General features: G+C 71.7%; 18 protein-coding genes and 1 pseudogene. 10 read left to right on the top strand and 9 right to left on the bottom strand.

Annotated features, from left to right (window positions below; genetic code table 11):
• Positions 1-2: 2 nt before the first annotated feature.
• On the bottom strand, positions 3-869 hold the full coding sequence (locus ACGFYP_RS22255; RefSeq protein ID WP_393496151.1) for a hypothetical protein: 867 nt from the start codon (positions 867-869) through the stop codon (positions 3-5).
• Positions 870-1,023: 154 nt separating this feature from the next.
• Between ACGFYP_RS22255 and ACGFYP_RS22260 the strand changes: the two genes are divergently transcribed.
• Entirely contained in the window at positions 1,024-2,367 is a 1,344-nt protein-coding gene (locus ACGFYP_RS22260; RefSeq protein WP_393496154.1) for a sensor histidine kinase, read from the top strand.
• A gap of 112 nt (positions 2,368-2,479) precedes the next feature.
• Here ACGFYP_RS22260 and ACGFYP_RS22265 read toward each other — a convergent pair whose 3' ends face one another.
• Both ACGFYP_RS22265 and ACGFYP_RS22270 read right to left on the bottom strand, forming a co-directional pair.
• Positions 2,480-2,977 carry an SUKH-3 domain-containing protein gene (locus ACGFYP_RS22265; protein ID WP_393496157.1) on the bottom strand — a complete coding sequence of 166 codons (498 nt, stop codon included), beginning with the start codon at positions 2,975-2,977 and terminating at the stop codon, positions 2,480-2,482.
• 10 nt (positions 2,978-2,987) lie between these two features.
• Positions 2,988-3,497, bottom strand: a complete 510-nt coding sequence (locus ACGFYP_RS22270; RefSeq protein ID WP_361961228.1) for a YwqJ-related putative deaminase — start codon at positions 3,495-3,497, stop codon at positions 2,988-2,990.
• A 253-nt stretch (positions 3,498-3,750) separates the two neighbouring features.
• Between ACGFYP_RS22270 and ACGFYP_RS22275 the strand changes: the two genes are divergently transcribed.
• The 3 genes from ACGFYP_RS22275 to ACGFYP_RS22285 all read left to right on the top strand — a co-directional run bounded on the left by ACGFYP_RS22275 (position 3,751) and on the right by ACGFYP_RS22285 (position 8,469).
• Complete coding sequence (locus ACGFYP_RS22275; RefSeq protein ID WP_393496161.1) at positions 3,751-4,749, top strand: SMI1/KNR4 family protein; 999 nt, start codon at positions 3,751-3,753, stop codon at positions 4,747-4,749.
• Positions 4,750-4,756: 7 nt separating this feature from the next.
• Positions 4,757-7,426: an SUKH-4 family immunity protein gene (locus ACGFYP_RS22280; protein ID WP_393496164.1), complete on the top strand. Its 2,670-nt coding sequence runs from the start codon at positions 4,757-4,759 to the stop codon at positions 7,424-7,426.
• A 131-nt stretch (positions 7,427-7,557) separates the two neighbouring features.
• Entirely contained in the window at positions 7,558-8,469 is a 912-nt protein-coding gene (locus tag ACGFYP_RS22285; protein WP_393496167.1) for a cellulose-binding protein, read from the top strand.
• A gap of 3 nt (positions 8,470-8,472) precedes the next feature.
• Here the strand turns inward: ACGFYP_RS22285 and ACGFYP_RS22290 are convergent, their stop codons facing one another.
• Entirely contained in the window at positions 8,473-10,056 is a 1,584-nt protein-coding gene (locus ACGFYP_RS22290; protein ID WP_393496510.1) for an MFS transporter, read from the bottom strand.
• Between the two features lie 384 nt (positions 10,057-10,440).
• Here ACGFYP_RS22290 and ACGFYP_RS22295 point away from each other — a divergent pair, with 384 nt between their 5' ends.
• From ACGFYP_RS22295 to mfd, 3 genes are all read left to right on the top strand, one after another.
• Positions 10,441-11,229 carry an ABC transporter ATP-binding protein gene (locus ACGFYP_RS22295; RefSeq protein WP_393496170.1) on the top strand — a complete coding sequence of 263 codons (789 nt, stop codon included), beginning with the start codon at positions 10,441-10,443 and terminating at the stop codon, positions 11,227-11,229.
• Positions 11,226-13,799 carry an ABC transporter permease gene (locus ACGFYP_RS22300; RefSeq protein WP_393496173.1) on the top strand — a complete coding sequence of 858 codons (2,574 nt, stop codon included), beginning with the start codon at positions 11,226-11,228 and terminating at the stop codon, positions 13,797-13,799. Before ACGFYP_RS22295 ends, ACGFYP_RS22300 begins: the two co-directional genes overlap by 4 nt.
• A 364-nt stretch (positions 13,800-14,163) precedes the next feature.
• On the top strand, positions 14,164-17,706 hold the full coding sequence (mfd, locus tag ACGFYP_RS22305) for a transcription-repair coupling factor (protein ID WP_393496176.1): 3,543 nt from the start codon (positions 14,164-14,166) through the stop codon (positions 17,704-17,706).
• Positions 17,707-17,785: 79 nt separating this feature from the next.
• Here mfd and ACGFYP_RS22310 read toward each other — a convergent pair whose 3' ends face one another.
• The 3 genes from ACGFYP_RS22310 to ACGFYP_RS22320 form a co-directional block, all read right to left on the bottom strand.
• The gene (locus ACGFYP_RS22310) at positions 17,786-18,193 is read right to left on the bottom strand and encodes a hypothetical protein (RefSeq protein ID WP_393496179.1); all 408 of its coding nucleotides are present in this window, start codon (positions 18,191-18,193) and stop codon (positions 17,786-17,788) included.
• Positions 18,194-18,351: 158 nt separating this feature from the next.
• Entirely contained in the window at positions 18,352-19,662 is a 1,311-nt protein-coding gene (locus ACGFYP_RS22315) for an SGNH/GDSL hydrolase family protein (protein WP_393496182.1), read from the bottom strand.
• Between the two features lie 218 nt (positions 19,663-19,880).
• Complete coding sequence (locus tag ACGFYP_RS22320; RefSeq protein WP_361961208.1) at positions 19,881-20,072, bottom strand: antitoxin; 192 nt, start codon at positions 20,070-20,072, stop codon at positions 19,881-19,883.
• A 120-nt stretch (positions 20,073-20,192) separates the two neighbouring features.
• On the opposite strand from ACGFYP_RS22320, the gene ACGFYP_RS22325 reads away from it, so the two are divergent.
• The 3 genes and pseudogenes from ACGFYP_RS22325 to ACGFYP_RS22335 all read left to right on the top strand — a co-directional run.
• Positions 20,193-20,903 (top strand): HNH endonuclease family protein, encoded by a 711-nt coding sequence (locus tag ACGFYP_RS22325; protein WP_393496186.1) that lies wholly within the window; start codon positions 20,193-20,195, stop codon positions 20,901-20,903.
• A 42-nt stretch (positions 20,904-20,945) separates the two neighbouring features.
• Entirely contained in the window at positions 20,946-21,692 is a 747-nt protein-coding gene (locus tag ACGFYP_RS22330; protein ID WP_393496189.1) for an N-acetyltransferase, read from the top strand.
• Positions 21,693-21,713: 21 nt separating this feature from the next.
• Positions 21,714-21,914: pseudogene (locus ACGFYP_RS22335) on the top strand (hypothetical protein); the annotation flags it as partial.
• Here ACGFYP_RS22335 and ACGFYP_RS22340 read toward each other — a convergent pair.
• Together ACGFYP_RS22340 and ACGFYP_RS22345 are read right to left on the bottom strand one after the other, a co-directional pair.
• Entirely contained in the window at positions 21,889-22,653 is a 765-nt protein-coding gene (locus tag ACGFYP_RS22340; RefSeq protein ID WP_393496192.1) for a hypothetical protein, read from the bottom strand. The pseudogene ACGFYP_RS22335 and the gene ACGFYP_RS22340 overlap by 26 nt on opposite strands.
• Positions 22,654-22,792: 139 nt before the next feature.
• The gene (locus ACGFYP_RS22345) at positions 22,793-23,581 is read right to left on the bottom strand and encodes a DUF4190 domain-containing protein (protein WP_393496195.1); all 789 of its coding nucleotides are present in this window, start codon (positions 23,579-23,581) and stop codon (positions 22,793-22,795) included.
• Positions 23,582-23,769 lie beyond the last annotated feature (188 nt).

The following is a 23,769-nucleotide window of genomic DNA, read 5'->3' on the forward strand; positions in this document are numbered from 1 at the left end:
CCTCAGACCTTACCGGAGGACTGGCCGCACGCGGCATGGATCCCGGACCACCAGCCTTCGATGCGACGGTACAGATCGGCGCTTTTCTGGACGTGGATCACAAGGCAGCCGCGGTAGTCGTCCCCCACGTTGTTTCGGACGGTCCGGGGGTTGTGGCGCTTGAGTGTCGTCTTGCCGAACCGGGCGACGTCGGCGCCGACGAAGTCGGCCCAGTACCTCTCCGCCGCCGTGACGTCGGCCGTCTCGTGGATCATGACGTGGTAGGTGTGCCGCTCCCGGCCGACGCCCAGCAGGTCGAGCCAGGCGAGGAAGACCTTGATCATGCCCGGGTCGCTGTTGACGAAGGCCACCCTCTCGCGGCGGGCGTGTGGCTTGTCCTTGGTTCCTTCGGCCCAATAGAGGCCCACGCCCATCAGGAACAGTTCGCGGTCGGACAGGATGCCGACCTCGGCGGCGGCCGCCTGTTTGGTCCGGGTCCGTTCTTCCTCGCGAACCCGAAGGGTCGCCTCCCACCCCTTGCGGGCGATCGCCGACGCCTCCTCGCGCGTACGCTGCCGCTCCGGCTTCGGGAGGTCGCGGACCCAGAGCGAGATCGAGCTCTTCGAGCAGCCCAGCTCGACCTGGATCTGGTCGTACGTCATGCCCCCCGCGCGCAGCTCCCGCGCCCGCTCCCGAAGGTCGTCCTTCGCGCGGGGGCGCTTCGTCCACTCCGGGGGCGGCTCGCCCTTCACGAGGCAGTTGAGGATGTCGTTGTTGTGGATGGCGAGGCGGTCCCGGATCTGGCGCAGGCTGAGGCCCTCGCGGCGTAACGCGATCGCCTGTTCGCGCAGGTTCTCGAAGTCCGCGTACTTGCTCGTGGTGGATGTCATACGAACACCATCGTCCGGAATGCGGACGTCCGGGTCGAATGCCTGGGCGATTCAGTAGTTCGAGGGACTGGTGTGTGCACGGTGTTGACGTGCGGCGCTCTCCCGTCCCGCAGTCGCCGGAAAATGACTGGCCCCCGCCCGTACGCTGGAGGGCATGACCGCAACGGGGGCACACCAGGACGCGACGGGCATGACGCCCAGCGGCCGGTGGTGGTGGGGGAGAAGACGCAGTGCGGTGCTCGACATCGGCCTGGCGGCCGTGTCGTCGCTGGAGTGCGGGATGGAAGGGGTCGCCTTCGCCGATCAGGCGGGGCTGCCGGTGCCCGTGGGGGTGCTGTTCGGGCTGGTCGTCGGGGCCGTGCTGCTCGTGCGGCGCCGGTGGCCGATGGCCGTCGTGCTGGTCTCGATCGCGGTCACGCCCGCCGAGATGGGCTTCCTGATGGGGATCGTCGGGCTGTACACGCTCGCCGCTTCCGAGGTGCCCCGCCGGATCACGGCCGCGCTCGCCGGTATGTCGACGGTCGCCGTCTTCGTCGTGACGGTGGTGCGGGTGCGTCAGGACGTCGCGCAGGCCGATGCCGGGCAGCCGGATTTCGATCCGAGCGGCTGGTACGTCCCGGTCATGGCGGTCTTTCTGACCCTGGGGCTCAACGCGCCTCCGGTCCTGTTCGGCCTGTACATAGGGGCGCGGCGCCGGCTCATGGAGAGTCTGCGGGAGCGGGCGGACAGTCTGGAGCAGGAGTTGTCGTTGCTCGCGGACCGGGCGGAGCAGCGGGCGCAGTGGGCGCGGCAGGAGGAGCGGACGCGGATCGCGCGGGAGATGCATGACGTGGTCGCGCATCGGGTGTCGTTGATGGTGGTGCACGCGGCGGCGTTGCAGGCGGTGGCGTTGAAGGATCCGCAGAAGGCGGTGAAGAACGCGGCGCTGGTCGGTGACATGGGGCGGCAGGCGTTGACGGAGTTGCGCGAGATGTTGGGGGTGCTTCGGGAGGGTGCGGTCGCGGCGGTGCCGTCGGCGGGCTCTCCTGTTTCGGCTGTTCCGTTGGCCGCGGTCGGTCGTGCGGCTGCCGCTGCGGCGGAGGCGGCGTCGGAGGACGGGCCGTGTCTGGACGCGCTGGAGGAGTTGGTCGAGCAGTCGCGGCAGGCGGGTGCGGTCGTGGAGCTGACGGTGCTCGGTGAGGTGCGGGCGTACGCGGCGGAGGTCGAGCGGACGGCGTACCGGGTGGTGCAGGAGGCGCTGACCAATGTGCACAAGCACGCGGCGGGCGCCAAGGTCGTGGTTCGGCTCGCGCATCGTGAGGCGGAGGTCGCGATGCAGGTCGAGAACGGTCCTTCGGACGCGGAGGCCGCCGACGCTCTGCTGCCGAGTGGGGGCAACGGTCTGGTCGGTATGCGGGAGCGTGTGACGCGGCTGGGTGGTGTGTTCGTGTCGGGGCCGACGGACGGGGGCGGGTTCCGGGTGTCGGCGGTGTTGCCGGTGGGGGAGCGGGCGGCGTAGGCCCCCGATGTCCCATGTCCCATCCCCGGTATCCAATGTCCGACATCCCATGCCGGATCCGATATTGGATATCGGATATTGGATCCGATGTTTTGGATCCAATCCTCCCGCGCTAGCCCTGGCCCGTCACCAGGCGCGTCGGCTGGGTCCCCGTGACCAGTGTCGAAAGGGCCGCGTCGATGTCCCGGCCCAGGAACCAGTCGCCTGTGTGGTCCAGGCTGTACACCCGGCCTTCCTGGTCGATCGCGAGGACCGCCTGGTGTTCGCCCTCCTCGCCCAGGGGGGAGATCTCCGTGTCGAGTGCCCGTCCGAGGTCCGCCAGGGTGCGGGCCAGGTGCAGGCCCGCCAGCGGGTCGAAGCGGAGGGTGCCGGGGGCGATCTGGCGGCCCGCGCCGGTGGCCGTGACGTGCAGGCCGCCGAACTCCGCCCACGCCTCGACGGCCGCGGGGAAGACGCTGTGCCGGTGGCCGGCCGGTGAGACGTGGGCGCGCAGGGCGTCGGCCCATTGTTCGGCGAGCTTGATGTCCCAGCGGCCGGGTTGCCACCCCGCCTCGCGGAGGGCGGCGTCGACGTTGACCGGGAAGCGGGTGGTGCTCAGGTGGTCGGGCATGAAGGTGCGGTCAGCCGTTCTCGACAGTCGAGGTGGGGTCGACGGTGCGTACACCGAAGTGCGCGAGCATCGCCGTACAGGAGCGGCAGGGGGCGGCGTAGCTGCCGTGCAGGGGGTCGCCGTCCTCGCGGATGCGGCGGGCGGTGAGTTTGGCCTGTTTGAGCGAGCGGCGCGCCTCGCTGTGGGTGAGGGCCTTGCGCTGGGCGCGCTTGGAGCGGCCGGTCTCCGTCGCGGTCAGGTGGCGGGAGAGCAGGATGGCTTCGGGGCAGCGTCCGGTGAAGCGTTCGCGCTGTCCGCTGGTCAGGGTGTCAAGGAAGTCCTGGACGAGCGGGTGCAGGGCGGGTGGCTGGTCGCCTCGGCCGGCGGTGCAGGTGAGGGTCTCGCCCCGTACGGAGAGTGCGGCGCCGACGGTGGGGAGGATGCCGTCGCGTCGGAAGCGCAGTAACGGGGCGCGGGTGGATTCGGTGCTGCTCCAGTTGAGGCGTGGGTCACCCTGCGTGGGCGTCGGTGTTGCGTACATGGTGCGTTTCTTCCCCTCCTGCAATCCCCCGAGTTGCTGGAACAGAGTGCCAAATGGGACGCCTCATGTGGAAGCGGGGTACTCAAACGGACCGTCGGTGTGTCGTAACTATCGCCGGGACGTCATCCCGTCGTGACAGTTGGTCACGGGCTGTGGTCGTGGGGTGGGCGGGGGGATCGGGCCGGGTCGTGGGCTTGTGGCAGCGCATAGGCTGTGCGGAATCAGCCAGCAGCCAGCGCAGGGGGCAACCGCCATGACGACAGGTCGGCTCGGGCATCACGCCGCGCCACCGAACGCGGCTTACGCCGGGCAGGTCGTGCACTTCCCGGACCCGGTCCGCGCCTCCCGGCATCCTAGAGGGGTGCGGGTGGACGAACACGGTTATCCGGACTTCTCGCCGTATGCCCGGGCGGCGGCGGAGATCGCCGATCCGCCCGAGGGCTTCGGCGTCGACGAGTTGCGGCTGACGGACTACGTGTCGGCGAACGCGGCGCTCGCCGCGACCGGTCACGAGCTGTGGGACACGATTCCGCCGGTGGCGACTCCGCACGGCTGGACGTGGCACCACGTGGCGGGCAGTCGGCGGATGGAGCTGGTCCCGGTCGAGGTGAAGGCGCTGCTGCGCCACCACGGCGGGGTGGCGACGGCCGCTGTCGACCACGACAAGCGCGGGACGCGCCCGTTGCAGGAGACCCGGCCGGCCCATGTCGGGCTTCCGAAGGGTCTGGTGTCGGTGTCGGAGCAGCAACTGCTCGGCGTGGAGGAGGACTTGGGGTACCGCCTGCCGGGTGCGTACCGCTCGTTCCTGAAGGCGGCGGGCGGGTGCGCCCCGGTGGGTGCGGCGCTGGACGCGGAGCTGGGTCTGCTGGTGGACCAGCCGTTCTTCACGGTGCGCGAGGAGGCGGGGGTCAATGACCTCGTCTACGTCAACAAGTGTCTGCGCGACCATCTGACCAAGGACTATCTGGGCGTCGGGTTCGTCCAGGGCGGGATCCTGGTGGTGAAGGTGAAGGGCGACCGGGTCGGGACGGTCTGGTACTGCGCGTACGACGACGCCAGGGACGGCGGCGAGGCCGCGGCCGCGTGGAGCGTGGCTGAGCGTGTGGAGCGCCTGCTGCTGCCGTGCGGCGAGGACTTCGACGCGTTCCTGCAGCGTCTTGCGGGCAATCCGCCGGAGCTGGAGACGGTGGCGAACCTGATGGTGGACGGCGGCTTCGCGCGCGCTGTGCCCGTGGTCCCGGTGGGGGAGTGAACTGGCTGTGGTGACGTTCGCGCAGGCGCAGGAGCGCGCCGAGGAATGGATCAACGGTGATGTGCCGGCGTACCAGCACCGGGAGGTGCGGGTACGGGAGTTCGGGCTCGGTTTCGTGGTCTGGGCGGAGGACCGCGAGGGCGGTCCGATCTCGGACGGCGGCCGTCAGCGGCTGGTCATCGCCCGGGACAGTGGCGAGGCGACGTTGTGGCCGGGGCTGCCGGTGGGTGAGGTGATCCGGCGGTACGAGGAGGAGTACGGCGCGGTCGAGGACGGTGCGGGCGCGGGTGCGCCGGCGGCGCCGCCCGAGCGGGTCGATCTGAACGCGACGTCGTTCCTGCTGACCCCGCCGGAGTGGTTGCAGGACGCGGCGGACAAGTTGGGGCTGCCGCCGAAGGGTCCGAACGCCTCGCAGGCGGGCGGGAGTTCGTCGACGCCGGAGTCGGAGGCCGTCTCGTCCGACGCGGATGCGTCGGATGCTTCGGAGGGTCGGTCGGTCGACTACGAGCCGACGTCTTCCGACGGGGTGCCGGCCGAGACGCCGAGCGAGGCACCGGCTGCCCAGGCTCCGGCTGCCCAGGCTCCGGTCGCTCAGGCTCCGGCTGCCCAGGCTCCGGGCCAGGCTTCTTCGGGCAGCCCGTGGGCGGACGCCAACGCGAGTTCGGGTGGTGCGGACGGTTCCGTACCGCTGCCGGCGACGGTGTTCGCGCCGCCGCTCTCGGGCGCGGACGACGACGACACGCCGCTGCCGATCGTGGGCGCGGACGCCCCGACGGCCCTGATGGCGGGCGGCAGTGCGCTGCCGCCGACGGCGATCGCCCAGGCGCTCGACCCGAACGCCCCGCCGCCGGAGGGCGCCGAGGCGCCGTTCCGGTCAGGAGTGCCGGGAGTGTCGGGAGCGCCGAGTGCTCCGGCTGCGCCCGGGGCTCCGGGTGCGTCGCTCGGATCCGGCGTCTCCGTTCCGCCCGCCGCGCCCGTCTCCTCGGCGCCCACGCCGCCGCCCGCGCCCGGGGTGCCGGGTGCCGGGGACATCGCGGATGCCGCCACCAGCAAGGCGGAGCTGCCGCGCGGGGCGCGCGGAAGTGGAGGGAATCCTCCTCCGCCGCCGCAGGCGCCGGGGGTTCCCGGTGCGCCCGCGGGGGGTTACGTACGGACGCAGTTGGTGTCGCAGATCGGGCCCGACGGGCCCCAGCCGCCCGGGCCTCCAGGTGCGCCCACGCCTCCGGGACCGCCCACGCCTCCCGGTACGCCGACGCCGCCCGGGCCTCCCGGTGCGCCCACGCCTCCGCAGCCCGTGCACCAGGCCGCGACCATGCTCGCGCACCCGAGTCAGGGTGGGCCCGGTAATCCGCCGCCTCCGCCCGCGCCGCCGGGCATGCCCGGCGCGCCCGGTGCTCCTGGCGTGCCCGGTGGGTCCGACGGTGCCGGTGGTGGGGTCGCGTACGCGGCGACGATGCTCGCGCACCCGGGTCCCGGCGGAATCGCCCCGCCCGGACCTCCCGGCGCCCCCGGCGCCCCTGGCGCGCCTGGTGCGCCCGGTGCGCCTGGTGCCCCAGGGACTCCGCCCGGTGGTGTGCACCACGCGGCGACGATGCTGGCGCAGCCGGGCCCGGGTGGGCCGCCGGCTCCGCCGGGGCCGCCGCCGTCCGTGCAGGGTGCGCCGCCCGCGCCGCCCGCGTACGGGTATCCGCAGCAGCCGTCCGGTCTGCCGACCGTCGGCCCCGGCTACCAGGCCGTGCTGCGCTACCGCGCGCCCGACGGTTCCGAGGCGCAGATCATCCGGCGGTCCGCTCCCGGTACCCCGCACCCCGAGTGGCAGATCCTGCACGAGCTGCGCGCCATGAACGTGCCGCCGCAGCAAGTCCTGGAGCTGCACACGGAGTTGGAGTCCTGTGAGCTGCCGGGCGGTTACTGCGCCCGGATGATCCGGGAGACCTGGCCGCAGGCGCGGATCACCAACATCGCGCCGTACGGCAGGGATCACGCGGCCCGTCAGCAGGGTATGCGGCAACTCCTGACCCATCAGGGTGAGTTGCATCAGGTCGCGGACGGTCCTGCCCGGCCGGCGCCGGTGCGGGCTCCGCTGCCGCAGGTGCAGCCGACCCCGCCGATCCCGCCGGAGGGGATCGCGCAGGAGATGGCGGGTGCCTTCGGGCCCGGCATCTGCCGGTTCGACCAGCGGGCGGTGTCCCGTCAGGGCGTGCCGGAGGTCGTCGCGCTGACGCTCGTATGGGCGGGGCTTCCGGCGGACTTCGGTCCGTTCTTCTGGGCCCAGCCGGCCCAGCCGGTGGTGCCGACGCTCGCGGAGCTGGCGGCGCAGCGGCAGATCCAGCCGGCGTCGGACGCGGGCTCGTACCTCGTGATCGGTTCGGACTTCGGGCGGGCGATCTGCGTCCAGTACGGGACCGCGCACATCGTCGCCGTACCGGTCGAGGCCGGTCCGGGGGGTGGGCCGGTGCCGCCGCAGTTCGTGAACAGCGGGCTGCCGGAGTTCGCCCGGTCCATGGCGCTCCTCGGGCGGATGTGGCGGCTGCGGTTCGGGCTCAACCCGGAGCAGGCGGGCCGCTGGACGGTCGATTTCCAGGCGCAGTTGGCGATGCTGGACCCGGCGGCGCTCGCGTCGCCGGAGAACTGGTGGTCGGTGCTCCTGGAGCAGATGTGGGACGGCCTGCTGTAGGTCGTATGTGACGAAGGGCGCCCGACGTGCACGACACGTCGGGCGCCCTTCGTCGTGCCTGATGACGCATCCTTGGCATTTGAGGGCAGTACGGCCATAACGGCACAGCCGATGCGGAAGGGGCGTCAGGGATGGGTTTCGCCGTCGGACGGGGGCGGGGTTACCGCCCCGAGCAGGTCGACCGGCACCTCGCCGCGCTCTCCGGGGAACGTGACGCGGCGTGGGAGCGGGCGGCCGAGCTGACGGTGCTCGCCGAGGAGATGGGGGCGGAGGCGGCCCGGCTGCGGGCGGAGGTCGAGTCGCTGGCGCCGCAGCGGTACGAGTCGTTGAGCGAGGGGGCGCGGAAGATTCTGGCGCTCGCCGAGGCGGAGGACGAGCGTCTCGTACGGGCCGCGGAGGCCGAGGCGCAGTCCCTCGCGGAGGCGGCGGAGGAGGCGGCGCGCTCGGCGACGGAGGCGGCGAGGGCGTACGCGGAGGCGGTACGGGCGGAGGCGGAGGACACCGCGGGCGCCACCCTCGAAGCGGCCGGCGCGGAGTCGGAGGCGTTGCGCGCGGCGGCCCGCGAGGAGGCGGGGGAGCACCGGGCCGAGGCGCGGGCGGCGTACGAGGGCACGGTCCGCAGAGCGTCGGCGCTGCTTGAGGCCCAGCGCGCGGAGCAGGCGGTCGTACGGGAGGAGGCCGAGCACACGGAGTCGTCCCGGGCGGCCGAACTGGACGCCCACCACGAGGAACTCGTCGCCGCCGCGCAGGCCCGCCTCGCGGAGGCCGAACGCGCCCTCGCGAGGACTCGGGAACGCGCCCGCCACGACCAGGAGGACGCGGAGGCCCGGGCGGCGGGGCTCCTCTCCGAGGCGCGGACGCGGCGGGAGCGCGCCGAGCGGGCGACGGAGCGCGTGCTGCGGGAGCACGAGGAGGCCCGGGAGGAGATCCACGCCCACATGGAACACATCCGCGCCTCCCTGGCCACCCTGACGGGCCGCGGCCCCGGCCCTGCGGAGACGCGGGAGGCCCCGGACGCCCCGGACGCCGATCCGGAGCCGTAGGCGTCAGACCGACGGACTCCCGTCCTGCTGCTGTTCCTGCTGTTCCTTGTGTTCCTTCAGGACCGGGAAGCGGCGTGGTGCCAACGTCAGAAGGACCAGGAGGGCGAGGGCCGCGGCGCCCGCCGCGCCCAGGTAGACGTAGTCGACGGCCGCGTCGACCGCGCGGCGGAGGGTGTCGTCGGCGTGGTCCAGGGCGTGGGCGAGGCTGTCCAGGTCGGTGTCGGCGCCCAGGCGGGAGGCGAGGACGCCGTTGGCGATCGCGCCGAAGAGGGCGGCGCCGACGCTCTGGCCGACCTGGCGGCAGAAGAGGACGGACGCGGTCGTCGTGCCGCGCTCCTCGTACGGGACGGTCGACTGGACCCCGACGATCAGCGGGAGTTGGAAGAGGCCGAGCGCGCCGCCGAGCAGGAACATCAGCAGGGCCGGTTGCCAGGGTTCCCCGGGGAAGGGCAGGAAGGGAAAGGCGAGCAGGACGAGCAGGGCGAGGGTGATGCCGATGACGGCGGTGAGGCGGAAGCCGATGCGGTTGTAGACCCGGTTGGAGAAGGCCGCCGAGATGGGCCAGCTGAGGGTCATGGCGGAGAGGACGAAGCCGGCGGCTATCGGGCCGAGGCCGAGGACGGCCTGGGCGTAGGTGGGCAGGAAGACGGTCGGGGCGACCATCAGGAGGCCGAGCGCGCCGAGGGCCAGGTTGACGGCGGAGATCGTGCGGCGGCGCCAGATCCAGCCGGGGATGATCGGCTCCGCTGCCCGGCGCTCCACGAGGACGGTCACTCCGGCGAGGGCGAGCGCGCCCGCGAAGAGGCCGAGGGAGGGCGCGGAGAGCCAGGGCCAGGCGACGCCGCCTTGGACGAGCGCGGTGAGCAGGAGCGTCCCGGTCGCGAAGATGGCGACCGCGCCCGCCCAGTCGACCGTCAGCTTCCGCTCCGACCGGCCTCCCCGCCCCTTCCGTCCCGACCGGCCTTCCTGCCCGTTCCCCTCCGACCGGCCTTCCTGCCCCTTCCGTCCCGTCCGGCCCTCGCCGTCCTTCCCCTGCGGCGCCCCTGTTCCCGCCGCCTGCCTCCGCCCCTCCGGTTCCACCAGGTACCGGGCGATCAGCCAGAGGGCGAGCAGGCCGACCGGCAGGTTGATCAGGAAGATCCAGCGCCAGTCCGCGTACCCGGCGAGGAGGCCGCCCGCCGCCGGGCCCGCCACCGAGGCCGTCGCCCAGACCGAGGAGAGCTTCGCCTGGATCTTCGGGCGCTCCTTCAGCGGGTACAGGTCCGCCGCGATCGTCTGGATGGTGCCTTGGAGCGCGCCGCCGCCGAGGCCCTGGACGACCCGGAAGGCGATGAGTGAGCCCATGTTCCAGGCTGCCGCGCACAGCAGGGAGCCGATGAGGAAGAGGATCGTTCCGGCGATCAGGACGGGCTTGCGGCCGAAGGTGTCGCAGAGCTTTCCGTACACCGGGAGGGTGACGGTGACGGCGAGCAGGTAGCCGGAGAAGAGCCAGGAGAAGATCGACAGGCCGCCGAGGTCGCCGACGATCTGCGGGACGGCGGTCGAGACGACCGTGCCGTCGAGTGCGGCGAGGGCCATCCCCAGCATCAGTGCCGCGACGACCGGTCCGCGCCCGCGCGGGGTCGTCGTCGGTGCTGCGGTCTGCCGCGTGGTCGTCCGTGACACCCGGTGCCCTCCGTCTGACGGATCGCATGGATCGGATCGATCGCATGGATCGTGTGGGTCGTACATCTATGTGCGTCGGCCTCAGCCTCCCACTCGATCCTCGGGTGGAGAACCCCTAGGGGACTCTCCCCCTTGGAGGGCAGGGGTCGTTCGTCCCGGCGGAGGAGGAGACGGGCGCCGTCCGTCTTTACCTTGGACTTACGGAAAACCCCCGGTCGAGAGTGCGCTCAGCACCAGTGATCCCTCGCCCCCCTTCACACAGACTCGGACACGAGTCGGATCCTTACCAGACATAGGAGACATACCGTGACTTCGGCTGTGACCATCCCCCAGCACGGGGACACCGGAGGGCGTACGGCCGTCGTCGCGCGGGCGCGGCAGGTCGTCAAGGCGTACGGTGCCGGTGAGACGCGGGTCGTCGCGCTCGACCAGGTGGACGTGGACATCGCGCGTGGGCAGTTCACCGCGATCATGGGGCCGTCGGGCTCCGGCAAGTCGACCCTGATGCACTGCCTCGCCGGGCTCGACACCGTCACCAGCGGCCAGATCTTCCTGGACGAGACGGAGATCACCGGCCTGAAGGACAAGCGGCTCACCCAGCTGCGCCGCGACCGGATCGGCTTCATCTTCCAGGCGTTCAACCTGCTGCCGACGCTCGACGCGCTCGAGAACATCACGCTGCCGATGGACATCGCCGGCCGCAAGCCCGATCGGGAGTGGCTCGACCGGGTCGTGACCACGGTCGGTCTCGCGGACCGGCTGCGGCACCGGCCCACGCAGCTCTCCGGCGGTCAGCAGCAGCGCGTCGCCGTGGCGCGCGCCCTCGCCGCCCGCCCCGAGATCATCTTCGGTGACGAGCCGACCGGCAACCTCGACTCCCGTGCGGGGGCCGAAGTCCTCGGCTTCCTGCGGCAGTCGGTGGACGAGCTCGGCCAGACGATCGTGATGGTCACCCACGACCCCGTCGCCGCCTCGTACGCGGACCGCGTCCTCTACCTCGCGGACGGCCGGATCGTGGACGAGATGTACCGGCCGACCGCCGACGCCGTCCTGGACCGGATGAAGGACTTCGACGCCCGGGGGCGTACGTCATGACCGTCCTCAAGACCTCTCTGCGCAACTTCCTCGCGCACAAGGGCCGCATGGCGCTCTCCGCCGTCGCCGTCCTGCTCTCCGTGGCGTTCGTGAGCGGCACGCTCGTCTTCACGGACACCATGAACACCACGTTCGACAAGCTCTTCTCGGCGACGGCGGCCGATGTCACCGTCAGCCCGAAGGGTGCGGCGACCGACGACGAGCTTCCGCAGACCGGCCGCCCCGAGACCCTGCCGGCCTCGGCCGTGGAGCGGGTCGCGGGGGCCGAGGGCGTCAAGTCCGCCGAGGGCAAGGTCATCTCGCTGAGCGTGACCGTCGCCGACGCGCACAACAACAACCTCGGTTCGTCCGGCGGCGCCCCGACCATCGCCGTCAACTGGAGCCCCAGGGAACTGCGTTCCATGGAGATCACCTCCGGGCACGCCCCGCGCGGCCCCACCGAGGCGCTCCTGGACGCCGGTACGGCGGAGAAGCACAAGCTGAAGATCGGCGACGAGCTGCGCACGATCGCCGTGACCGGTGACTTCACCACCCGTATCTCCGGCATCGCCGACTTCAAGGTCACCAACCCCGGCGCCACCGTCGTGTACTTCGACACCGCCACGGCCCAGCGTCAACTCCTGGGTAAGGAAGGGGTGTTCACGAACGTCGAGGTGACGGCCGCGCCCGGGTTCAGCCATGAGCAGGTGAAGCGGAACATCTCCGCCGCGGTGGGCGGCGAGTACAAGCTGCTGACCCAGGCCGAGTCCGCCGACGAGGGGCGCAAGGACGTCGAGGGGTTCCTCACCCCGATGAAGTACGCGATGCTCGGCTTCGCCGGGATCGCCCTTCTGGTGGGCATCTTCCTCATCGTCAACACCTTCTCGATGCTGGTCGCCCAGCGCACCCGCGAGATCGGTCTCCTGCGGGCGATCGGTTCGAGCCGCCGGCAGGTGAATCGTTCCGTCCTCGTCGAGGCGGTGCTCCTGGGCGTCGTCGGCTCGATCACGGGTGTCGCGGCGGGTGTCGGGGTCGCCGTCGGTCTGATGGAGCTGATGTCCGCGATGGGCATGGAGCTGTCGACCGGGGACCTGACGGTGAAGTGGACGACCCCCGCGGTCGGCCTCGTCCTCGGCATCGTCGTCACCGTCCTCGCCGCGTACATCCCGGCCCGTCGGGCGGGCAAGGTCTCCCCGATGGCCGCCCTGCGCGACGCCGGTATGCCGGCCGACGCCAAGGCCGGCCGGGTGCGGGGCGCGCTCGGCCTGGTGCTCACGCTGGTCGGCGTGGCCTCGCTGTGGGCGTCGACCCGGGCGGCGGAGGCCGGCCCCGGTTCGCTCTGGCTGGGCCTCGGTGTCGTCCTGACCCTCGTCGGCTTCATCGTCGTCGGCCCGCTGCTCGCGGGTGGTGTCGTGCGGGTCCTGGGCGCCGTCGTCCTGCGGGTCTTCGGCCCGGTGGGGCGGATGGCCGAGCGGAACGCGCTGCGCAACCCGCGCCGTACGGGAGCGACCGGCGCCGCGCTGATGATCGGGCTCGCGCTGGTGGCCTGCCTGTCGGTGGTCGGGTCGTCGATGGTCGCCTCGGCGACGGAGGAGCTGGACCGTTCGGTGGGCGCGGACTTCATCGTGCAGTCCGCCAACGGGCAGCCGATCGTGCCGCAGGCCCAGGCGGCCCTGGAGAAGACGCCGGGTCTGGACCACGTGACGGAGTACAAGTGGGTCGAGGCGACGATCACCGACCCGGCGGGCAAGGCGGTGGAGAAGGGTCTCGTCGCCGCCGAGCCGTCGTACGCGAAGGACCTGCGGCGCGACACGACGGCCGGTGAGCTGGCCGCCGCGTACGGTGCGAACGCGATGTCGGTGGGCAGCCACTACGCCGACGAGCACGGTGTGAAGGTCGGTGACGAGCTGACCGTCGCCTTCAAGGGCGGCGAGCGCGCGAAGCTGAAGGTCGCGGCGATCACGTCGGACGAGAACAACGTCGACAAGGGCGTGATGTACACCAACATCACGACGGCGGCGCGGTTCCTGCCGGCCGAGAAGATGCCCCAGAGCATGATCATGTTCGCGACGGCGCAGGAGGGCAAGGAGACCGAGGCGTACGCGGCGCTGAAGGACTCGCTGGCCGCCTACCCGCAGTACACGGTGCAGAACCAGGCCGACTACAAGCAGGACCTGAAGGACCAGATCGGCCAGCTTCTGAACATCGTGTACGGGCTGCTCGCGCTGGCGATCATCGTCGCCGTGCTCGGTGTGGTGAACACGCTCGCGCTGTCGGTGGTCGAGCGGACGAGGGAGATCGGCCTGATGCGGGCGATCGGCCTCTCGCGCCGCCAGCTGCGCCGCATGATCCGCCTGGAGTCGGTGGTCATCGCCCTCTTCGGCGCCCTGCTCGGCCTGGGCCTCGGCATGGGCTGGGGCACGGCGGCCCAGCAGCTCCTGGCCCTGGAGGGCCTGGGGGTCCTGGAGATCCCCTGGCCGACGATCCTGACGGTCTTCGTCGCCTCGGCCTTCGTGGGCCTCTTCGCGGCCCTGGTCCCGGCGTTCCGCGCGGGCCGGATGAACGTCCTGAACGCGATCGCCACGGAGTAGCGGCGGTCCGCGAGCGGGCGGCGGTACGGGGGTACGGACGGCCCCGGTGGGATGCCCACCGGGGCCGTAAGCCTGTCGTCGTTGTCGTTGTCGTTGTCGTCGTCGCCGCCGTCGTCGTTGTCGCCGCCGCCCGGCCCGAGCTCGCGCGTCCTCGGACGGCCGGTACGGGGACGTAGAGGGGGATGTACGTGTCCCGGGTGCTTTTCACCCCGCCGGGTGAACACGTTCCCTCGCGCCCGCGAGCCGCCCACGTCGTACGCTGGGGGAGCCCCCGGCCGATCTCGCGCCGGGACGACCCGGCCCGTGCGACGTGTCGGGCTGTTCGCGTTGCCCGCTGCCGTTACCCACCGGGATGGAAAGCTCCATGAGCCTGCACGGTCTGCTCGATGTCGTCGTCAAGGACGGCGCCCTCGCCGAAGCGGTCAGGGCCGCGTCCGACGGCAACCGCATGCACGTGGACCTGGTCGGGCCGCCCGCCGCCCGGCCCTTCGCCGTCGCCGCGCTCGCACGGGACTCCGGGCGGCCCGTGCTCGCCGTCACCGCCACCGGCCGGGAGGCCGAGGACCTGGCCGCCGCGCTCCGCAGCCTCCTCGACCCCGACACGGTCGTCGACTACCCCTCCTGGGAGACGCTCCCGCACGAGCGGCTCTCGCCCCGCTCCGACACCGTCGGCCGCCGCCTCGCCGTGCTGCGCCGCCTCGCCCACCCGACCCCCGACGGAGACCCGGCCTCCGGCCCCGTCTCCGTCGTCGTCGCCCCCGTACGCTCCGTGCTCCAGCCGCAGGTCAAGGGCCTCGGCGACCTGGAGCCGGTGGCCCTGCGCAGCGGGCAGAGCGCCGATCTGAACGAGATCGTGGAGGGTCTCGCGGCCGCCGCGTACTCCCGGGTCGAGCTGGTCGAGAAGCGCGGCGAGTTCGCCGTGCGCGGCGGCATCCTGGACGTCTTCCCGCCGACCGAGGAGCACCCGCTCCGGATCGAGTTCTGGGGCGACGACGTCGAGGAGATCCGTTACTTCAAGGTCGCCGACCAGCGCTCCCTCGAGGTCGCCGAGCACGGCCTGTGGGCGCCGCCCTGCCGCGAGCTGCTCCTCACCGACGACGTACGGCAGCGGGCCGCGGCCCTCGCCGAGCAGCACCCGGAGCTGGGCGAGCTGCTGGGCAAGATCGCCGAGGGGATCGCCGTCGAGGGCATGGAGTCCCTCGCGCCCGTCCTCGTCGACGACATGGAGCTGCTGCTCGACGTGCTGCCCAAGGGCTCCATGGCCGTGGTCTGCGACCCCGAGCGGGTCCGCACCAGGGCCGCCGACCTCGTCGCCACCAGCCAGGAGTTCCTGCAGGCCTCCTGGGCGGCGACCGCGGGCGGCGGCGAGGCCCCCATCGACGTCGGCGCGGCCTCCCTCCGGGGGATCGCGGACGTACGGGACCGGGCCCGCGAGCTCGACATGATGTGGTGGTCGGTCTCCCCGTTCGCCGCCGACGCGGCGACCGAGGACTCCGACGATGCCACCGTCAAGCTCGGCATGCACGCCCCGGAGTCGTACCGCGGCGACACCGCCCGCGCGCTCGCCGACACCAAGGGCTGGCTGGCAGACGGCTGGCGCACGGTCTATGTCACCGAGGCGCACGGCCCGGCGACCCGCACCGTCGAGGTCCTCGGCGGCGAGGGCATCGCCGCCCGGCTCGACAGCGACCTCGCCGAGATCTCCCCGTCCGTCGTGCACGTGGCCACCGGCTCCATCGACTTCGGCTTCGTCGACCCGGCGCTCAAGCTCGCCGTCCTCACCGAGACCGACCTGTCCGGCCAGAAGGCGGCCGGCAAGGACGGCCAGCGGATGCCGGCCAAGCGCCGCAAGACGATCGACCCGCTGACCCTGGAGGTCGGCGACTACATCGTGCACGAGCAGCACGGTGTCGGCCGGTACGTCGAGATGGTCCAGCGGACCGTCCAGGGCGCCACCCGCGAGTACCTCCTCGTCGAGTACGCCCCCGCCAAGCGCGGCCAGCCCGGCGACCGGCTCTACATCCCCACCGACCAGCTGGAGCAGGTCACCAAGTACGTCGGCGGCGAGGCGCCGACCCTGCACCGGCTCGGCGGCGCGGACTGGACGAAGACCAAGGCACGCGCGAAGAAGGCCGTCAAGGAGATCGCCGCCGACCTGATCAAGCTGTACTCGGCGCGGATGGCGGCCCCCGGCCACGCCTTCGGCCCCGACACCCCCTGGCAGCGCGAGCTGGAGGACGCCTTCCCGTACGCGGAGACGCCCGACCAGCTGTCCACCATCGCCGAGGTGAAGGAGGACATGGAGAAGACGGTCCCGATGGACCGCCTCATCTGCGGCGACGTCGGCTACGGCAAGACGGAGATCGCGGTCCGCGCCGCCTTCAAGGCGGTCCAGGACGGCAAGCAGGTCGCCGTGCTCGTACCGACCACGCTGCTCGTGCAGCAGCACTTCGGCACGTTCTCGGAGCGGTACTCGCAGTTCCCCGTCGTCACCCGCGCGCTCTCCCGCTTCCAGACGGAGACCGAGTCGAAGGCGACCCTGGAGGGGCTGCGGGACGGCTCCGTCGACATCGTCATCGGCACCCACCGCCTCTTCTCCTCCGAGACCAAGTTCAAGGACCTGGGTCTGGTCGTCGTCGACGAGGAGCAGCGCTTCGGCGTCGAGCACAAGGAGCAGCTGAAGAAGCTCCGCGCCAACGTCGACGTCCTGACGATGTCCGCGACCCCCATTCCCCGTACGCTCGAAATGGCCGTGACCGGCATCCGTGAGATGTCGACGATCACCACCCCGCCGGAGGAGCGGCACCCGGTCCTCACCTTCGTCGGACCGTACGAGGAGAAGCAGATCGGCGCGGCCATCCGCCGTGAACTGCTGCGCGAGGGCCAGGTCTTCTACATCCACAACCGCGTCGAGTCCATCGACCGGGCGGCGGCGCGGCTGCGGGACATCGTCCCGGAGGCGCGGATCGCGACGGCGCACGGGCAGATGAGCGAGAGCGCCCTCGAGCAGGTCGTGGTGGACTTCTGGGAGAAGAAGTTCGACGTGCTGGTCTCCACGACGATCGTCGAGTCCGGTATCGACATCTCCAACGCCAACACCCTGATCGTGGAGCGCGGCGACAACTTCGGTCTGTCGCAGCTGCACCAGCTGCGCGGCCGGGTGGGCCGTGGGCGGGAGCGCGGCTACGCGTACTTCCTGTACCCGCCGGAGAAGCCGCTGACGGAGACCGCGCACGAGCGGCTCGCGACGATCGCGCAGCACACCGAGATGGGCGCGGGCATGTACGTGGCGATGAAGGACCTGGAGATCCGCGGCGCGGGCAATCTGCTCGGCGGCGAGCAGTCAGGTCACATCGCGGGCGTCGGCTTCGACCTGTACGTACGGATGGTGGGCGAGGCGGTCGCCGACTACCGCGCCTCCCTGGAGGGCGGGGTCGAGGAGGAGCCGCCGCTCGAGGTCAAGATCGAGCTGCCGGTCGACGCACACGTCCCGCACGACTACGCGCCGGGCGAGCGGCTGCGCCTCCAGGCGTACCGCGCGATCGCCTCCGCCAACACGGAGGAGGACGTCAAGGCGGTACGGGAGGAGCTCACCGACCGCTACGGCAAGCTGCCCGAGCCGGTCGAGAACCTGCTCCTGGTCGCCGGTCTGCGGATGCTCTCCCGCGCCTGCGGGGTCGGCGAGATCGTCCTCCAGGGCCCGAACATCCGCTTCGCGCCGGTGGAGTTGCGGGAGTCGCAGGAGCTGCGGCTGAAGCGCCTCTACCCGCGTACGGTCATCAAGCCGGCCGTCCACCAGATTCTCGTACCGCGCCCGACGAGCGGGAAGATCGGCGGGAAGCCGGTGGTGGGGCGCGAACTGCTCGCGTGGACGGGCGAGTTCCTGACGACGATCCTGGGTTCGTAGTCGGTTCGTCCTGTGACGGTGCCCCCTCCCGCGTCCGTGCGGGAGGGGGCACCGTCGTTCCGGGCCGGGGCCGGGGGTGTCAGCAGAGGGTGCGCCAGCCGCCCCACGCGACGGGCACACCGCCGTCGGTGCGGAACGTGCGGACGCTGACGGCCGCGTCGTTCGCGTAGTTGCGGCTGCCGGAGATCGTCGAGCCGCTGCCGCCGTGGTTGGTCACCCGGTAGCGCCTGTCACTGCCGTCGTTGACCCAGATCTCCAGGCCGGCGCCGTTGCCGTCGGCCCTGGTGTCCTTGACGTTGAAGGTGATGTCGCAGTCCGCGTTCGTCGTGCCCCAGGCGTAGACCCCCGCGAGGTCGCCGCGGTCCCAGGACGCGGCGATGGTGGCGGCCGAGGCCGGGCCGTTGGCGACGGCGACCAGAGCCGCGCCGACGCCTACGGCGACAGCGCTCTGGACCAGCCGCTTGCCGAGGGTGTGCTGGACTCGCATGGCATTGCTCCCTGTTGTGTCGGGCACCGGCCGTCTACCGCCCGGGCGGTGCGTCGTGATCCGTGCGACCAGCTTCGACGCCGCGTCAGGGACGGTGAACCTCGCGATCCAGAGGGTGGTTCAGGCGTCGGCCCGTGGTACCAGGGGGCGGAGCCGGGTCAGAACGCGTCGAGGTCGAGGGCCTGCGCCATCGCCCGGTACCCGGCGTCGCCCGGGTGGAGGTGGTCGCCCGAGTCGTACGCGGGGAGCATGCGGTCCGGGTCGGCCGGGTCGGCGACGGCGCGGTCGAAGTCGACCACGGCGTCGTACGCGCCCGAGGTGCGGACCCAGTCGTTGAAGGCGTCCCGCTTGGCCTCGACGGCGGGGGTGTCGTAGAAGGAGCCCTTGATCGGGGTCAGGGTCGTGCCGATCACCCGGATGCCCTTGGCGTGGGCCTGCCGGATCAGCTCACGGTGCCCCGCGACGAGCCGCTCGACGGAGACCTCGGGGGTCGGGGCGGCGATGTCGTTCGGGAGGCTGCCGCCGAAGTCGTTGATGCCTTCGAGGAGGACGACCGTGCGGACGTCCCGTTCGGTCAGGACGTCCTTCTTGAAGCGCTCGATGCCCTTCTCGCCCGCCCAGACCGTGTCGTTGGTGACCTGGTTGCCCGCGATGCCGTGGTTGAGGACGGAGCGCGGCTCGCCTGCGGCGGCGAAGCGCTCGGCCAGCTCGTCGGGGTAGCGGTTGTGCGCGTCGAGGCCCGAGCCGACGCCGTCGGTGATCGAGTCGCCGAAGGTCACGATGCCGTCCCGGCGCGGGGCCTTCCCGCCGGTCACCTCGACGCCGGAGAGGTAGTACCAGGAGGTGCTGGTCTCCTTGAAGGCGCCCGCGTCCCGGTCGGAGCGGTGGTCGCCGTCCGCGCGGTAGCTGGTGGCGCCGGCGACGTGGTGGAAGGTGGCGGGGCCGGTGGGCGCGGCCAGGTAGAGGGTGACGGTCACCGACTCCAGCGCCTTCACGGTGAACGGCACGCCGTCGCTGTACGCCGTTCCGCCGGCCGGGATCGTCACGGAGCGGCCCTTGCCGAAGGACAGCTGCCGGACCGAACCGGCCTTCACCGAGGCGCCCTTGTCCGTGCGGGCGACGGTCGCGCCGGTGATCCGCAGCGGGGTGGTGCCGTAGCGGTTGGACAGCTCTATCCGGGCGTTGGTGCCGCCGGTGGTGACGCGGACGACCTGGCGGACGGTGTGGTTCGAGAAGCCCTGCTGGGACCAGTTGGGGGCGAAGGGCGCGGTCGGGTGCTGCGGCGAGGTGGCCCATGCGCCGCGCCACTGGCCTCCGTCGTGGCGGTGCTCGGACGCGACGGCGGTACCGGCGAGGGGGAGGGCTGCCAGGGTGGCCGCGGTCATGGCGGCAACGGCGGTGCGGCGTACGGATGTTGAGAAGCGGGTGCCCTTGGGCGTGGTGGCGGCTTCGGTCGTGATCATCGTCATGCTCGTGATCAATCGGAGTCGAACTCCGGATATTCCCCCGATCCCGATCCCGATCCCGATCCCGATCCCGATCCCGATCCCGATCCCGATCCTGGCCCCGGCCGCGGCCCCGGCCCTGGCCCCGGCGTCAAGGCTTGGTCACCGGCCCCGGGCGCACCGCGGCCGCGAGGTGCGCGTCGCACGCGTACCTCGCGGCCGGAAGTGTTGGGGCGGAGCCGTCAGGTCGGAGGCTGGTCCTGCCCGCGCTGCCTGTCGATGTACTCCTGCGCCTTGAGCTGGGCCTGGTCGACCTTGTCGGCGTGCTTGCCGCCGGTCTTCTGGTCGATCGCGTCTCCGGCGCGTTCGACGCCCTGCTGGGCCTTGTCCGGGTGCTGGCCCATCATGCCTTTGAGCTTGTCCATGATCCCCATGGGTGCAACTCCTTCGTAAGGGGACGAACGGCTCATTCGACGCTACGCGCCCCCTTCCGGTTCCGCGCGTCGAGCGGCTCAATGGTCTGGACCACGCAGGGCTCTGGCTAGGATCCCCGCGTGCCCAGCTACCGCGGGATCCCCGCCCTCGCCGCCGCCCTCGCGGCCACCGTCCTCATAACCTCCGGCTGTACGGAGACCCCTGGCGGCGCCTCCGGCGGTTCCTCCGGTGGCTCGTCGGCCGAGGACGCCCCCGGTGCGCCCGGCGCGCGCGGCTCCGCGCTCGTCGCCGTGGACGCGCTCACGGTGAAGGGCCGGGCGCCCAAGACCGGCTACGAGCGGGAGGAGTTCGGCCGCGCCTGGGCCGACGTCGACGGCAACGGCTGCGGGACCCGCGACGACATCCTCAAGCGCGACCTCGCGGACGTCCGCTTCAAGGACGGCCGCTGCAAGGTCGTCTCCGGGGTCCTCGCCCACGACCCGTACACCGGGGGCCGTATCGACTTCGTCCGCGGCCGCAGCAAGGTGGACGTCGACCATGTCGTCGCGCTCTCCGACGCCTGGCAGAAGGGCGCGCAGAAGTGGGACGCGGAGAAGCGGCGCCGGTTCGCCAACGACCCGCTCAACCTGCTCGCCGTCGACTCGTCCGCCAACCGCCGCAAGTCCGACGGCGACGCGGCGACCTGGCTGCCGCCGAACAAGGCGTACCGCTGCACGTACGTGGCGGCGCAGGTCGCGGTGAAGAAGAAGTACGGGGTCTGGGTCACCCAGGGCGAGCGGGACGCGATGAAGACGGTCCTCGGCCGCTGTCCTGAACAGAAGCTGCCGTAAATCGTTTCTCCGTCCCTGCCGGCGGTCGTTAGCCTCCGCCGCATGGACCTCAAGATCACGACCCTCGCCGAGCGCCCCGAACTCGAAGGCCCGATGTGGGCGATGAAGGACCTCTGGCCGGAGTTCACGGTCAACGACCCGGTGGGCTGGTCCCACTACGGCCGGATCGTCGCCGAACTGCCGGAGTACGTCCTCGTCGCCACCGACGCCGAGGGAGCGGTCGTCGCCCGAGCGCTCAGCGTCCCCTTCCGGCTCCACGCCGAGGGGCGCGGCGCGCTGCCGGCCACCGGCTGGGACCAGGTGCTGATGTGGGCGTTCTCCGACAGGCGGCACGGGCGCGTGCCCGACACCGTGAGCGCGATCGAGGTCACCGTGGACACGCGGGCGCTCGGCCAGGGGCTCTCGGCGCGGATGCTCGGCGCGATGCGGGACAACGCCCGCCGCCTGGGCTTCTCGGAGGTCGTCGCGCCGGTGCGGCCCAACGGCAAGCACCTGGAGGCCGCGTCCTCGATCCACGAGTACGCCTTCCGTACCCGGGAGTCGGACGGGCTGCCCCATGACCCGTGGCTGCGCGTCCATGTCCGGGCGGGCGGCGCGGTGGAGGCGGTCTGCCCGGCCTCGATGACGGTCGCGGCCTCGGTGGAGCAGTGGCGCGCCTGGACCGGGCTGCCGTTCGACACGGACGGCCCGGTGGAGGTCGAAGGCGCGCTGGTCCCGGTGCACTGCGAGGCCTCGCGCGGCTACGCGGTCTATGTCGAGCCGAACATATGGGTCCGCCACCGCCTGTGAACCGGCGCGGGCTGTGAACTCGGCCCCGGCTGTGAACTCGGCCCGGGCTGTGAACTCGGCCCGGGCTGTGAACTCGGCCCGGGCTGTGAACTCGGCCCCTGCTGTGAACCGCCTGTGAACCGTACGAAGGGTGTGAGGGCCGCTCCCCTGCGGCGGCCCTCACACCCTTCGTCGTCCCGCGTGGCCGGACCCTCCGTCAGCTGCCCTTCTTCTGGTCGATGACGTCCTTGGCCGCCGGCACCGTCGCCGCGACCGGCTTGCCGTAGTCGGTGAACGTCATCGTCCCGGGCTCCTCGCCGCCCGCCGCCACGACCTTCAGGATGAGCGGCTCGCCTTCCGTCGCCACGTAGACCGTCGTCGTCTCGGCGCCGGACTTCTGGGTGAGCGTCAGCGCCTTCTTGCCGCCGACGGTCGTCTCCTTGCCCTTGACCGCGAAGTCGATCCCCTCCTCGAAGTCGGCGAGGAGCGCCTTCAGGTCGCAGAGTTCGAGGTTGTCCTTGGCGTCCGGGTCGGTCACCGGCGTCTTCACCCAGCGGCCCTTGAGCTCCTTGAGGATCGCCTCCTGGACCTCGGCCAGCTCGCCCTCCCCCTGTGCCCGCAGGAACGCCTCGTCGAAGCGGAGGTAGACGTCCTTCTGGTCGGCCTTGACCAGCTCGGCGGTGCCCGTCGTGCCGACCGTCAGGGTGCCGGCGCACTTTCCGGTGGTGTCCATCGCCAGGTAGGCCTTCATCGGCCCGTCGGTCGTCTTGGCGGCGAGGTCGAGGGTGAGGGAGTCGGCCTTCTTCGTCGCGGCGATCGCCTTGTCGGCGATCTGCGGGCCGGTCAGGTCCCCGAAGGGTCCGGAGGCCTTCGCGTCGTCGGAGAAGGGCCCGCAGGCGGTCGCGCCGAGTGCGACGGCGGCGCAGAGCGCGGCGACGAGGGCGGCGCGGCGGTGGGTACGGGGGTGGCGGGCGGCAGACATCGTGGGTTCTCCGGGGGTGGGAGGACGGGCGGTACGGGGTGTGAGCTACGGGGCGTGCGTGCGTGTGCTCGCGGTGTACGGGAGGGGGTGGCCGGGTCCGGCCGGGGGAGCCGGCCCCGGGGCGGGGAGCGGGTGGGCGTCAGCCGATCTTCAGTTCCCACTGGGAGGCCTCGTGGTCCAGGCCGGGGCTGACCTCGATCGAGAGGTTCTTGGCGTCCTTGGGGGCGTCGAAGGCGAAGACCACCGTGGACTTCTTGCCGGGCAGGATCGTGCCGGTGAAGCCGGTGCCGACCCTGTCGTCGAAGATCTGCTCGGCCGTCACGCCGTCCTTGCCGGCGCGGGCGTTCAGCGTCGCCAGCGTGGCGTCGAACTTCTCCTTGCCGCTGTTCTCGATGACGACGGTCACCTGGTACGCCTTGTTGCCCTTGGTGTGTCCCGGGGCGAACTGGCTGGGCTTGTACGGCTTCGCCTCGGAGACCGTGACCTTCAGGTCGTCGTAGGCCGCCATGTCACCGGCCGCCAGGCCCTTTGCGATGTCCTTCTTGCCCGCGTCGCCCTTCGCCGTGCTCGACGGGTCCTTCGGGGCGGAGTCCTCGACGGCCTTGTTGATCTCGTCGACGGCTTCGCTGACGGCCGTGATGGTGATGACCGCGCCGATCACCGAGAGGATCAGGGCCGCGAGGCCGAGGATCGCGCCGGTCGTCGTCACGCCCTTGTTGTTCGCCTCGTGGCGCTTCACGCGGCCCCGGCCCACCAGGCCCAGGATCAGGGCGATCAGGCCGAGGATGCCCGCCAGCCAGAAGAGCGGCGGGACGAGGCCGGAGACCGTACCGATGATGCCGAGGACCAGGGCCGCTGTGCCGAGCCCGTTGCGCACGGCCACCTGCGGCGCCTGCGGGGACTGCGGGGTCTGGGTGTCGTACGACATGGGTGTCCTCCCGGACATGACGTGTCGGTGGTGAGCGGAGCCCCGCCGGAATCCCGTGGAGCGATGACTCAATAAGACCAGAGCCTGTGAACCGAGTCAACATGGTTCACAGGGATTGAGTCGACTCACGCTGTGAAGGGAGGGGTCTTGCGTCCATCGGTAAGATCGGGGCTCACAGCAGGGGTTCG

It is taken from the genome of Streptomyces sp. NPDC048370, from assembly GCF_043200825.1.
Classification (GTDB): Bacteria; Actinomycetota; Actinomycetes; order Streptomycetales; family Streptomycetaceae; genus Streptomyces.